This is a genomic window from Streptomyces sp. MUM 203J, assembly GCF_022414595.1.
Taxonomy (GTDB): Bacteria; Actinomycetota; Actinomycetes; order Streptomycetales; family Streptomycetaceae; genus Streptomyces.
On sequence record NZ_JADWYO010000065.1, the window covers coordinates 1 to 12,463 of the forward strand.

The following is a 12,463-nucleotide window of genomic DNA, read 5'->3' on the forward strand; positions in this document are numbered from 1 at the left end:
GGCCGCGCGAGGCCGATCCAACCGGATGCGGTGTCCGTGGTCGTCGTGCGGAAGGTGACGAGGCCGGAGGCGGCGGGGTGGTCGCGGCGGCCGGTGCGGGGGCGGCGGCACGGGTGGTGATGTCCGCGGCGACGGCGCCGGGCAGCCACTCCTCGGGACGTCGCAACGCGGTCTGGTCGCTGGCGTTCTGGCACAGCGTCAGCACCTCGGCCACCGACGGGCGATCGGCCGGCTCCTTGGCCAGGCAGCGGGTCGCCAGCTCCCGCAGCTCCTCGGGCAGCCCGTCCAGCGCGGGCTCCTCGTGGACGATCCGGTACAGCACGCCGTGCGAGGTGCCCTCACCGAACGCGGGACTGCCCAGCGCGGCGAACGCGGCGACCTGACCGAGCGCGAAGATGTCCGTCGCCGGGGTGACCGTGCTGCCGGCGGCCTGTTCGGGCGCCATGAAGGCGGGCGTCCCGATGGTGACGCCGCTGCTGGTGAGCGAGGTGGCGTCGGCTGCGCGGGCGATGCCGAAGTCGATGACACGGGGGCCGTCGGAGGCGAGCAGGACGTTGCCCGGCTTGAGGTCGCGGTGGACGATGCCCGCACCGTGGATGACCTGGAGGGCCTCCGCGATCCCGGCGACCAGCAGCAGGACGGTGTCCACGGGCAGCGATCCGTGCTTGTGGACGGCGTCCGCGAGAGACGGCCCGGGCACATAGGCGGTGGCGAGCCACGGCTCGCGGGCCTCGGTGTCGGCGTCGATGACCGGCGCGGTGTAGAGGCCCTGGACACGCTGGGCGGCCTGGACCTCGCGGGTGAAGCGACGCCGGAACTCGGCGTCCTGGGCGAAGTCGGGGCGGATCACCTTGATCGCGACGGGGCGTCCGCCCGGCGTGTACGACAGATAGACCTTGCCCATGCCGCCGGCGCCGAGCCGGGCGGCCAGCCGGTACCCGGCTACCGAACGCGGATCATCCTCCTCCAGCGGCTGGAAGACGGTTCCCCCATGGTGTGACCCACCACTCATCAATCCATGTCTCCTGAAGAGGACTTCACGCGCGCGCTCCACGCGCGCCACGGCACTGAGGTGCCCCACCGCAGCCTATCCAAGGCGGACCGTTCCACTCCACGCGAACCCGCATGCGGTATGCACTCCCCATGAACCACGACACGGGAAGTGAAGTCGCGGGCCTGCTGCTCGCGGCGGGCGGGGGACGGCGGCTCGGCGGGCGGCCGAAGGCTCTGCTGGAACACCGGGGGCGGCCCCTGGTGGAGCACGCGGTGGCGGTGCTGCGCGCGGGCGGCTGCGGCACGGTGCATGTGGTGCTGGGCGCCGCGGCGGACACCGTGCGGGAGCGGGCCGACCTGCCGGGGTGCGTGCTGGTGGACAACCCGGACTGGGAGCAGGGCATGGGCTCGTCGCTGCGGGCCGGGCTGGCGTCCCTGGCGGGTACCGGCGCGTCGGCGGCGGTGGTGGCACTGGTGGACCAGCCGGGAATCGGTGCCGAGGCGGTGGCCCGGGTGGTGGCGGCGTACGACGGCCCCGGTGCGCTGGCCGCGGCGACGTACGAGGGCAGGCGCGGCCATCCGGTGCTGCTGGGCGCGGAGCGCTGGGCGGAGGTGGCGGAGGGCGCGCGCGGCGACCAGGGGGCGCGCAGCTATCTGCGCGCGCATGAGTCGGAGATCACGCCGGTGCCGTGCGGCGATGCGGCAGAGCCCTACGACATCGACACGGAGGCGGATCTGGCGCACCTTGAGTGAACGGCGCGGCACCGAGAGACATGGTGTGTCGAGCCAAAGAATCTCGACATCAACAAACCATTGAACTTCCATCATGAGGAAACTAGTATCCACAGATCAGAAGCAGCGGACCGCCGTCAGACGGTCGCCATCCACGCATCGCCACCCACCCGGTATGCGCGGCACTCAGTGCCACCCACGCCGCTCCACGCTCCGCCATCGCAAGCCCGCTGAAGGAAGTGACAGCTCATGTCCGCACCAGCGCCGTCTCCGCTGGCCATCGTCGAAGCCGAGCCCCTGCCCCGGCAGGAGGAGGTCCTCACCGACGCCGCCCTGGCCTTCGTGGCGGAGCTGCACCGGCGGTTCACCCCCCGGCGCGACGCGCTCCTCGCCCGCCGCGCCGAGCGCCGCGCCGAGATCGCCCGCACCAGCACACTCGGCTTCCTCCCGGAGACCGCACAGATCCGCGAGGACGACAGCTGGAAGGTCGCCCCGGCCCCGGCCGCGCTGAACGACCGCCGTGTCGAGATCACCGGCCCCACCGACCGCAAGATGACCATCAACGCGCTCAACTCGGGCGCGAGGGTCTGGCTCGCGGACTTCGAGGACGCGTCCGCGCCCACCTGGCACAACGTGATCCTCGGCCAGCTCAACCTGACCGACGCGTACGAACGCCGGATCGACTTCACCGACGAGCGCACCGGCAAGACGTACGCGCTCAAGTCCGCGGACGAGCTGGCCACGGTCGTCATGCGCCCGCGCGGCTGGCACCTGGAGGAGCGCCACCTCACCTTCGAGGGCCGCCCCGTCCCCGGCGCCCTGGTCGACTTCGGCCTCTACTTCTTCCACAACGCGCAGCGCCTGCTGGACCTCGGCAAGGGCCCGTACTTCTACCTCCCGAAGACGGAATCGCACCTGGAGGCCCGCCTCTGGAACGACATCTTCGTCTTCGCGCAGGACTACGTCGGCATCCCGCAGGGCACGGTCCGGGCGACCGTCCTGATCGAGACGATCACCGCGGCCTACGAGATGGAGGAGATCCTCTACGAACTCCGCGACCACGCCTCGGGCCTGAACGCGGGCCGCTGGGACTACCTCTTCTCCATCGTCAAGAACTTCCGTGACGGCGGACCCAAGTTCGTCCTCCCGGACCGCAACGCGGTCACCATGACGGCCCCGTTCATGCGCGCCTACACCGAACTCCTGGTCCGCACCTGCCACAAGCGCGGCGCGCACGCGATCGGCGGCATGGCGGCGTTCATCCCGTCCCGCAAGGACCCCGAGGTCAACAAGACGGCCTTCGAGAAGGTCAAGGCCGACAAGGACCGCGAGGCCGCCGACGGCTTCGACGGCTCCTGGGTCGCCCACCCGGACCTGGTCCCCATCGCGATGGCGAGCTTCGACGCGGTCCTCGGCGACAAGCCCAACCAGAAGGAACGGCTCCGCGAGGACGTGTCCGTGGCAGCGGGCGACCTGATCGCCATCGACTCCCTCGACGCCAAGCCGACATACGACGGCCTGGTCAACGCCGTCCAGGTCGGCATCCGCTACATCGAGGCCTGGCTGCGCGGCCTGGGCGCGGTCGCGATCTTCAACCTGATGGAGGACGCGGCCACGGCGGAGATCTCCCGCTCCCAGATCTGGCAGTGGATCAACGCGGGCGTCGTCTTCGAGAACGGCGAGCAGGCCACTCCCGCCCTGGCCCGCAAGGTCGCCGCCGAGGAACTCGCCGCCATCCGCGCCGAACTGGGCGACGAGGCCTTCACCGCGGGCCGCTGGCAGCAGGCCCACGACCTCCTCCTGAAGGTCTCCCTGGACGAGGACTACGCCGACTTCCTCACCCTCCCGGCCTACGACCAGCTCCTCGGCTGACGACGGCCGCCTCCCGCTGCCGCTCCGGCCCCCGGCATCGCACAGCGCCAGGGGCCGGAGCACTGCTGCGTCAGCGCGGCGCGAGGGCGTCGTACGCCGAGAGCCAGCCACCGCCGGTGCGGTCACCCCGGGTGAACACGGCCGCCCCGGTGCGCCCCGCACCCGGGTCGCCCCCGGCGGGCGCCGGACAGGCGAGGGCGAGAGGGGAACCGTCAGCCGTGTGCCGGACCGTCACGTTCCCGTTCCAGAGGCACACCGTCGCGCCGGGCGGGCCCGTGACCTCCGCCCCGCCCGGCGCGTCCGCGATACGCGTGCCGGTCGTGCGGTCGGCGAGGAGGGCGCGGTATCGGGCCGGGGACAGGGCGCAGCCGCTCGGGGGTGTGGTGCCGGGCCAGTCGGGGGCGTCGATGCCCCGGTCGCGGGCCGCCCGCCACATCTGCGGAACGAGCCGGGGCGCCAGCGGGGGCGTCGCCATCTGCTCGCACATCCACAGCAGCCGACCCGCGCCCCGCCGGGGCCCGAGGGTGCGCCAGCGGATGCGCTGCGCGAGGTCGGCGGCCACGATCGCCGCCCAGGGATGGACGGTGCCCAGCTCGCCCTGGGCACCGAGCCAGGCGAGGTAGCGCTGGGCCTCGTCCAGGACGCCGCTCATGCTGGCGACGGGGACACCGAGGACGTACGCACCCCGGGTGCGGAACAGCCGGGGGCTGTTGGCGACGAGGAAGAGGACGGCACGGGCGAGGTCGCCGGGCACGGGCTTCCGCTCGTCGTCATCGTCATCGGAATCCGCTGTGAGGTCCTCCGGCGCGTCCTCGCCCAGGCGGCCCTCTGTACGCAGGGCGCGCAGCAGGGCCTTCCGCGCCCGGTCGGTGAACGGAGCCTGTTCCAGCACCGGGAGGCCGGCGCTCAGCACGCCGATGAGGAGCCGCTCGGCCTCGTCGGCGCTCGTGGGCACCGGGGTGTCCTCCAGCGCACCCGTCAGGTCGTCCGCGACATCCGAGTCGACCATGAAGCAACTGGTCAGCCGGCCGAGGGCGGTGGGCTCCAGCAGAGCGTCGCCGTCCGGTCCGCCCTCCCGCCGGACGAAGCCCGCCCCTTCGAGGAACTGCACCGCGTCGTACAGCGGGTCGAAGCTCTCCTGGCCCTGGTGGAAGGCGAGTGTCCGCGTCCACCACACCTCCGCCTGGCGCAGCGACCCGAACCTGCCCTGGACCAGCTCCGCGAGAAGGTGATCGGGCAGCCGGTCCCGGATCCGGGAGGCGACCGTGTACCCGGCGGCGAGGCGGGCCTGCCAGGGGCCGCGCTCCGGCTCCTCCGTCAGCAGGAACGCCCAGCCCTCCCGCTCCCCCGCGCCGACCCGCCCGGCCCGGCCGAACATCTGCTGGACCATGGACACTTCGATGCGGTCGAGACCGATCGTGGTGTCCCGGACGATGACCGTCCTGGCCGGCAGGTTGACGCCGGCGGCCACGGTCGACGTGGCGACGAGGATGTCCGACTCCCGCTCCCGGAAGGCCCGTTCGGCGTCCCGCTTGTACGGCCAGTCCCGGTAGTGGAGCCGTACGCCCGCCTTGGTGCAGAGCTGCTCGACCAGCTCGGAATCGTCGGGGTCGACGCCCGCGGTGGGCACGCCCCGGTCGGCGGCGACCGCGAGGGCGGTGGTGCGGACACCGCGCTTGCTGCCGCAGAAGACCAGGGCGCTGCCGTCGTCCTCGGTCGCCGAGCGGGCCAGGCGTACGGCGGCTACCGTGCGGGCGCGGTCGCGGGCGGTCCAGTCGGCTTCGGGCGGAACAGGCAGCGGGTGAAGCTGCCAGGTGAGGCGGGTGGGCCGCCAGTCGGCGCGAAGAAGCCGGGCGCCGAGCCATTCGGCCACGGTGTCGGCGTTGGCGACGGTGGCGGACAGGCCGACGATCCGCACCTGCGCGGTGTCCTCGCGGACCCGGGCCAGCAGGGCTTCGAGGACGGGGCCCCGGGTGGGGTCGCCCAGCAGATGGATCTCGTCGACGACGAGACAGCCCACCTCGGACAGCGCGGCGCGCAGCGAGCCCGCGCGGCAGATCGCCTCGAACTTCTCGGTGGTGGCGATCCAGATGTCCGCCCGGCGCACCAGCTCGACGTCGACGCTGAACTCACCCGTCAGCCGGACGACTTCGAGCCCTCGGCGGCGCCAGGCCTCAAGATCGCGGTCGAGTTCGTCGGTGAGCGACCGCTGCGGCACCAGCCAGGCCGCCTTGCGTCCCTGAGCATGAGCGTGAAGCGCGGCGACCATGCCGACCGGCGTCTTGCCGGCGCCGGTGGGCGCGACCACCACCAGATGCCCGGGATCCTCCAGCACCGCGGGGACGGCCGCGGCCTGAGCGGGGTTGAAGGCGGGGTGCGGCAGCAGCTCCCGCCACTGCTCCGGCACGAGCCCGGTGACGGGCACCCGGGGGGCGGGGGCGAGCAGGACGGCATCGTCCAGCGCGTCCCACTGGGCGGCGAACGCGTCCCGCGCGGCACACGCGGCGGGCCCGGCGGCGGGCGCGGTTCCCGCGGCCGGGCCTCCCGGGTGGGCGACCAGGGCGGTGCGCCCGCCGAGATCGTTGACGGTGCCGACCTGTTCGGCCTCGCCCCAGTGCCGGATGCTCCGGAACGGCACGTCGAGCCGGTCCAGTTCGTCGCGCACGGCATCGAACGCGGGACCGTCCGGAAGGATGACCCGTACGTCGTCCGCGGCTTCGACCGCAGCCACGGACGGACGCCAGGCCGGATCGGTGACCTTGCACCAGTACAGCGCGCGCGGCTCCGCCTCCGGCGGCGGCGTGAGATCGGACGGCCAGGCAGGCCGGGGCGGAGGCGCCAGAACCGCCTTCCGCGGCGCGGGCACCGCACTCCGTGCGGGCGCGCAGAGCTTGTCGTACGTCTTCACCCCGAGGTCCGCGAGGGTGTACGCGCGCGGACACGAGGGGCAGACGACCGCGACGTACCGGTAAAGCCGTCCCCCCGACTCGTACGGCCGCCGTAACGAATGCAGCGCCCGTCCGCACGCGGGACAGTCCCGGGGCACCTGCTCCTGATAGCTCCACCCACCGAGCGCGAAACGCTCCTTGAGCTCTCCCTCCAGAACGATCCCCCACCGCTCCCGTACCAGCTCGCCCACCGTCGGCCCGTCGGCGTCGGTGGGAGCCCCCGTGTTCTCCTGCGACATGGCGACACTCTTTCACCGGACCCACGCGCCCGGCCACCGGACGTGTCGGGGGCGGTTGTCAGTGGGATGCGCTTCACTGGATCCATCACTCTCTGTGATGAAGGAGGGGGCGTCATGACAGGGCGTCATATGTATGTGACGGTGGAGGGGCTGCGGCGGCGAGGCTGGACCGACGGGATGGTGCGGGAGCTGCTGGGCGGGCCGGACGTGCGGGGGCGAAGGCCGGGGCGGGCGCCGACGGTGCCGCTGCTGCTGTACCGGCTCGGCCGGGTGGTGGCGGTGGAGCGGGGGTCCGGGTTCAGGGGGCACGGACCGGTGGCGCCGCAGGCGGCTCAGCGGCGGAGGCAGGCGGTGCTGGCGACGCTGCGGGCGGAGCCGATCCGGGTGCCGGTGCTGCCGAGGGCCGAGCTGGAGCGGCGAGCGGTGCGCTACCGGCGGCAGGTGGCGGGGGAGGACGCGAGCGGGGATCCGGCGCGATGGCAGGTGGGGTATCTGGGGCAGGCCCTGCGGTCGTACGACGCGCTGCTGGACGGGCTGCACGCGGCGACCGGGCGGGCGGAGGCCGAGCGGTTGCTGCGGGGGCGGGTGTACCGGGCGATCGCGCAGGCCTGCCCCTGGCTGGCCGAGGAGTGCGGGAGGCGGCTGCGGGACCCGGGCGGGCAGTGGTGAGGTGACGAGCCGCGGCTGTCGCACGGGCGGCGGCCGGCGGGCCCGCCTCCCGCTCCGTCCGCGTGATCCGCTGGGGTGCGGGGACGAAGCGTGGCATGATCCGCGGCATGGCCGCCCATCGTCCCCGTCCCAGTCTGTACGTCTCCGTCGACATCGAGGCCGACGGGCCGATTCCCGGGCCGTACTCGATGCTCAGTCTCGGGGCCTGCGTCGCCGGGCGGCAGGATGCCGGGGGATACGAGGCCGCCGATCCGGAGGCCGCCACCTTCTACCGGGAACTGCGGCCCGTCAGCGACGCGTTCGTGCCCGAGGCGCTCGCGGTGAGCGGGCTGGACCGGGAGCGGCTGCGGGCGGAGGGAGCCGAACCGGCGGTCGCGCTGGCGGAGTTCGCCGCGTGGGTGCGGGAGGTGAGCCGGGGTGCACAGCCCGTCATGTGCGGGTACCCCGCGTCGTACGACTGGACGTTCCTGTACTGGTACCTGATGCGGTTCACCGGGGAGAGCCCCTTCGGGCACTCGGGGTGTCTGGACATGAAGACCCTGTACGCGACGAAGGCGCGGCTGCCGTTGCGTGCGGTCGCCAAGCGGACGATGCCCCGGGAGCTGCTGCCCGGCCGGCGCCACACGCACCACGCGCTCGACGACGCGGTGGAGCAGGCCGAGCTGTTCAGCAACCTGATGGCCTGGCCCGGAGTGTGACGCTCGCTCCCCCGGCCAGGCCGTGGCCGCGTGCGGTCAGTGGACCGTGGGGGTCGGTTCCATGGGGGCCGTCACGTCGTCGTCCTCGCGGTGGGCCGACGAGCCCAGGTGATTGAAGACCAGGTTCAGGAGGACGGCGGCCACGCATCCCGTGGAGATGCCGGAGTCCAGGATGATCTTCGCGGTCTCCGGGAAGGCGTGGTAGAACTCCGGCGCGGTGATCGGGATGATGCCGACGGCCAGGGACACGGCGACGATCAGGACGTTGTTGTCCTTGTGCAGGCCCGCCTTGACGAGGGTCTGGATGCCGCTCGCCGCGACCGAGCCGAAGAGGACGACGCCCGCTCCGCCCAGCACCGGGCGCGGGACCACCGCGATGAGCGACGCGGCTATCGGACACAGGCCCATCAGCAGCAGGAAGCCGCCGCCCGCGGCCACCACGAAGCGGCTGCGGATGCGCGTCATCGCGACCAGGCCGATGTTCTGGGCGAAGGCGCTGCACATGAAGCCGTTGAAGAGGGGGCTCAGGGCGGAGCCGAGGGTGTCGGCGCGCAGGCCCGCCGCGATGGTCTTCTCGTCGGCCGGCTTCTCGACGATCTCGCCCAGGGCCAGCATGTCCGCCGTCGACTCGGTCATCGACACCAGCATCACGACGCACATGGAGACGATCGCGGCCAGGGCGAACTGCGGGGCGCCGAAGTGGAACGGGGTGGGAAAGCCGATCAGGGGCGCCTCGGCCACCGGGGTGAAGTCCGTGACGCCGAAGGGGATCGCCAGCAGGGTGCCCAGCACCAGGCCTATGAGGACCGCGATCTGCTTGACGAAACCCCGGGTGAAGCGGCGCAGGAGCAGGACGATCAGGAGGGTGACGGCGGCCAGGGTCAGGTAGGTCGTCGAGCCGTAGTCGTCGGCCGCCGGGTTGGGGCCCTGGGCCCAGCCGAAGGCGACGGGAAGGAGCGAGACGCCGATCAGGGTGATCACCGTTCCCGTCACCACGGGCGGGAAGAAGCGGACCAGTCGGCTGAACCAGGGGGCCGCCAGGAAGCCCAGTGCGCCCGCGACGATGATCGCGCCGAAGATGACGGGCAGCGCGTCCGCCTTGTCGGACGTCGTGTCGACGATCGCCAGCATGGGGGCGACCCCGGCGAAGGTGACGCCGTTGACGAAGGGGAGGCGGGCGCCGATCTTCCAGACACCCAGGGTCTGGAGAAACGTGGCGAGGCCCGCGGTGAAGAGGCTGGCGCCGGTGAGGAAGGTCAGTTCGGTGGCGGAGAGCCCGACGGCGGCTCCCACGATCAGGGGCGGGGCCACCACACCGGCGTACATGGCGGCGACGTGCTGGAGGCCGCTGGTGAGCATCTTGACGGGCGGGAGCGTCGCGTCGACCGGGTGCTTCCCGGGGCTGTCGTCCTCCGTCCCGGCACTGCCGGCCTCGGTGTCGGCCTCGGTGTCGGCGTCGGCCTCGGTCTGGCCGGTGGTGGGTGGGGTGCCTGCGTTGTCGGACCTCGGCGTGGCGGCCACGGCGGTTCCTCCGGTCGGGTAACACGTCGGCGGTGACGTGGGTTTCTGGGAGGTGCTGCTGGTGATGCTGCGGGAGGTACGTGGGGGGCGGCGAACGGCGAGGGGTGGTGTGCGGGACCGTCCCGGAGGGTGGCGCGGATGCCACCCCCCGGTCCGGGCGCCGTGGACCCCGCTCGGGTCCACGGCCGGCCGGCCGAGGGCCGTCCCCCTCGGCCGGCCTGTCGGGGATCGCTTCCGGGCGGCGGCTCAGCCCTGGGCGGCGATACGGGCGAGGCGCTGCGCCTCGTCCCGGGTGGAACGCGCGATGGCGTCCTCGTCGGCGGTCAGCAGCCGCCCGTCCTCCACGATCTGGCGGCCGTCGACGAACGACGCGGTGACCGGGGCGGCGGCGCCGAAGACGAGGGCGGTGACCGGGTCGGCGATGGAGGCGTGGGCGAGCGTGTCCAGCTTCCACAGCACCAGGTCCGCGAGCTTGCCCGCCTCCAGGGAACCGGTCTGCTCGGCCCTGCCCAGGACCTGGGCGCCGCCGTAGGTGCCGAGGCGCAGGGCCTGGCGGGCGTTGAGCGCGGCCTCACGGTGCACCGGGCTGAGCCGGTTGATGAGCAGGGCGTTGCGCAGCTCGGTGTGCAGTTCGCCGGACTCGTTGGATGCGGTGCCGTCGACCCCGAGGCCCACCGGGACACCTGCGGCGAGCATGTCGGGGACGCGGGCGATGCCGGCGGCGAGGCGGGCGTTGGACGACGGGCAGTGGGCGACGCCGGTCTTCGTACGGGCGAAGGCCTCGATGTCGGAGTCGTTCATGTGGACGCAGTGGGCCATCCACACGTCCTCACCGAGCCAGCCGGTGGACTCGAAGTAGTCGGTCGGGCCCATGCCGAACAGCTCGTGGCAGAACTTCTCCTCCTCCACGGTCTCCGAGCCGTGGGTGTGCATGCGCACGCCGAGGCGGCGGGCGAGCTCGGCGCCCTGCCGGAGGAGTTCGGTGGAGACGGAGAAGGGGGAGCAGGGGGCGACGGCGACCTGCGTCATGGCGTCGAAGGAGGCGTCGTGGTGCTTCTTGACGGTCTCCTCGGTGGCGGCGAGGGCGCCTTCCAGGGTCTCGACGGCGAAGTCCGGCGGCAGACCGCCGTCCTTGACGCTCCGGTCCATGGAGCCGCGGGCCAGGGTGAAGCGGACACCCATCTCGGACGCGGCGCGGATGATGGCGCCGGAGAGGTCGCCGGAGCCGTGCGGGAAGACGTAGTGGTGGTCCATGGCGGTGGTGACGCCGCCGCGGGCCATCATCGCGAGGGAGCCCTGGGCCGCCGCGTACGCCATCTGCTCGTCGATGCGCGCCCAGGTGGGGTAGAGGGCGACGAGCCAGTTGAAGAGGTTGTGGTCGGTGGCGAGGCCGCGGGTGATCCACTGGTAGAAGTGGTGGTGGGTGTTGATCAGGCCCGGGGTGACGAGGTGGCCCGTGGCGTCGATGCGCCGCACCACGCCGTCGAGGCCCTCGGGGGCGTTGCCCGCGCCGATCGACTCGATCCTGTTGCCCGCGATGACGACGTGACCCGAAGCGTACTCGGTGTCCTGGGCGTCGACGGTCGCGATCGCACAGTTCTCGATCACGATGCGCTGGGCTGCTGCCGAAGGTGCCATGGCGGTAGGTCCTTCTTTGTGAACGTGGGGTCCCCCCGCTCGAGCGGGGCCGAGAGCCGGGGGGGGAGGGTGGGCACGGCAGGACCCTAGGAGGATTTGAGTGCCGCGGCCGGCCGGCTGCGGGTGCCGAGTGGGTGAAAGCGGAAGCGCGGGGGCGGTGGGCCGTCCGCCCCGACCCGCCGAGGCGGGGCGGACGGCCGACCGGTCAGAGGTTGGTCATGTCGACCGGGATGAGCTGCTCGGCACCGTCCCGCAGGATGGTGGCCTCGATCAGGCCGTAGGGGCGGTCGGCGGCGTAGTAGACGGCGCCGTCCTTGGCCTCGTTGTCGATCCCGAAGGGCGACAGGTCCGAGCGGAAGTGGTGCTTGTTGGGCATCGAGAAGCGGATCTCGTCGACCTCGTCACGGGTGTTCAGCACGCGCACACCCATCTCGAAGAGGGTCTGCTGCAGCGAGTACGAGTAGGTCTCGGCGAACGCCTGCAGCGCGTGCTTGCGCACGCCGTTGTACGAGCGGTCCCAGTCCGGGGCGTGCGAGTCGACGCCGTCCCAGTTGTGCCGCCACCAGGTCGAGACGGTGGTGGCGAGGATGCGGTCGTAGTCCTCCTGGAGGGTGGTGTACTTGTCCTTCAGGAAGCCCCAGAACTCGGAGTTGGTCGTGTTCAGGACGGTCAGGTCCTTGAACCCGGAGAGCACCTGGATGCCGTGGCCGTCGTAGGTGATCTCCGCGACGCGGGTCTCCTGGCCCTTGCGGACGAAGGAGTGGGCGATCTCGTCCGCGCCGACGAAGCGGGCGCCGCCCTGCGAGGTCTCGATCCGCTCCCAGTCGTACTGCTCGATGCGGATGCGGGCCCGGTGGATGGGCGCGTTGTCGTCCACGAAGTGGCGGGCGAGCCGGACGCCGAAGGCCTCGGCGCTCTCGATGCCGTGCTCCTTCGCGAAGGCGTACACCGTGTTCTTGGTGGTGTCGGTCGGCAGGACGTTCGCGTTGGAACCGCTGCGGTGGACCTCCTCCATGTCGCCGGACAGGGCGATGGAGACATTCAGGTCCTTGATGTGGTGCGTCTCGCCGTCACGCGTGATCTTGACAACGCGGTTCTCGGACTTGCCGTACTGGTTCTGTCCCAGGACGAAACGGGTCGAAGCGGTCATGGT

Annotated in this window: 9 protein-coding genes; 4 read left to right on the plus strand and 5 right to left on the minus strand. The window is 72.2% G+C overall.

Going from position 1 to position 12,463, the window contains the following annotated elements; translation table 11 throughout:
* Positions 1-1,012: serine/threonine-protein kinase (locus I3F58_RS24695; RefSeq protein ID WP_240110891.1), on the minus strand; the 1,012-nt coding region annotated here is incomplete at its 3' end.
* A gap of 131 nt (positions 1,013-1,143) precedes the next feature.
* Here I3F58_RS24695 and I3F58_RS24700 point away from each other — a divergent pair.
* Together I3F58_RS24700 and aceB are read left to right on the plus strand one after the other, a co-directional pair.
* Positions 1,144-1,746 (plus strand): NTP transferase domain-containing protein, encoded by a 603-nt coding sequence (locus tag I3F58_RS24700; RefSeq protein ID WP_240110892.1) that lies wholly within the window; start codon positions 1,144-1,146, stop codon positions 1,744-1,746.
* A gap of 228 nt (positions 1,747-1,974) precedes the next feature.
* Positions 1,975-3,597 carry a malate synthase A gene (aceB, locus tag I3F58_RS24705; protein WP_240110893.1) on the plus strand — a complete coding sequence of 541 codons (1,623 nt, stop codon included), beginning with the start codon at positions 1,975-1,977 and terminating at the stop codon, positions 3,595-3,597.
* 70 nt (positions 3,598-3,667) lie between these two features.
* On the opposite strand, the gene I3F58_RS24710 is transcribed toward aceB, so the two are convergent.
* Positions 3,668-6,784: a DEAD/DEAH box helicase gene (locus I3F58_RS24710; protein ID WP_240110894.1), complete on the minus strand. Its 3,117-nt coding sequence runs from the start codon at positions 6,782-6,784 to the stop codon at positions 3,668-3,670.
* A gap of 114 nt (positions 6,785-6,898) precedes the next feature.
* Between I3F58_RS24710 and I3F58_RS24715 the strand changes: the two genes are divergently transcribed.
* Entirely contained in the window at positions 6,899-7,453 is a 555-nt protein-coding gene (locus tag I3F58_RS24715; protein ID WP_240110895.1) for a hypothetical protein, read from the plus strand.
* Between the two features lie 107 nt (positions 7,454-7,560).
* Positions 7,561-8,151 carry a 3'-5' exoribonuclease domain-containing protein gene (locus I3F58_RS24720; protein ID WP_240110896.1) on the plus strand — a complete coding sequence of 197 codons (591 nt, stop codon included), beginning with the start codon at positions 7,561-7,563 and terminating at the stop codon, positions 8,149-8,151.
* A gap of 36 nt (positions 8,152-8,187) precedes the next feature.
* On the opposite strand, the gene I3F58_RS24725 is transcribed toward I3F58_RS24720, so the two are convergent.
* The 3 genes from I3F58_RS24725 to pucL all read right to left on the minus strand — a co-directional run bounded on the left by I3F58_RS24725 (position 8,188) and on the right by pucL (position 12,460).
* A complete protein-coding gene (locus I3F58_RS24725; RefSeq protein WP_240110920.1) occupies positions 8,188-9,510 on the minus strand; it encodes a nucleobase:cation symporter-2 family protein in 1,323 nt (440 codons plus the stop codon).
* Between the two features lie 408 nt (positions 9,511-9,918).
* Positions 9,919-11,310 (minus strand): 8-oxoguanine deaminase, encoded by a 1,392-nt coding sequence (locus I3F58_RS24730; protein WP_240110897.1) that lies wholly within the window; start codon positions 11,308-11,310, stop codon positions 9,919-9,921.
* A 205-nt stretch (positions 11,311-11,515) separates the two neighbouring features.
* Positions 11,516-12,460 (minus strand): factor-independent urate hydroxylase, encoded by a 945-nt coding sequence (gene pucL / locus I3F58_RS24735; RefSeq protein ID WP_240110898.1) that lies wholly within the window; start codon positions 12,458-12,460, stop codon positions 11,516-11,518.
* Positions 12,461-12,463: the final 3 nt, after the last annotated feature.

Excerpts from the sequence above, each read along its gene's own strand:
- I3F58_RS24700 (WP_240110892.1), top strand. The coding sequence starts at position 1,144 with ATGAACCACGACACGGGAAGTGAAGTCGCGGGCCTGCTGCTCGCGGCG.
- aceB (WP_240110893.1), top strand. The coding sequence starts at position 1,975 with ATGTCCGCACCAGCGCCGTCTCCGCTGGCCATCGTCGAAGCCGAGCCC.
- I3F58_RS24710 (WP_240110894.1), bottom strand. The coding sequence starts at position 6,784 with ATGTCGCAGGAGAACACGGGGGCTCCCACCGACGCCGACGGGCCGACG.
- I3F58_RS24715 (WP_240110895.1), top strand. The coding sequence starts at position 6,899 with ATGACAGGGCGTCATATGTATGTGACGGTGGAGGGGCTGCGGCGGCGA.
- I3F58_RS24720 (WP_240110896.1), top strand. The coding sequence starts at position 7,561 with ATGGCCGCCCATCGTCCCCGTCCCAGTCTGTACGTCTCCGTCGACATC.
- I3F58_RS24725 (WP_240110920.1), bottom strand. The coding sequence starts at position 9,510 with ATGCTCACCAGCGGCCTCCAGCACGTCGCCGCCATGTACGCCGGTGTG.
- I3F58_RS24730 (WP_240110897.1), bottom strand. The coding sequence starts at position 11,310 with ATGGCACCTTCGGCAGCAGCCCAGCGCATCGTGATCGAGAACTGTGCG.
- pucL (WP_240110898.1), bottom strand. The coding sequence starts at position 12,460 with ATGACCGCTTCGACCCGTTTCGTCCTGGGACAGAACCAGTACGGCAAG.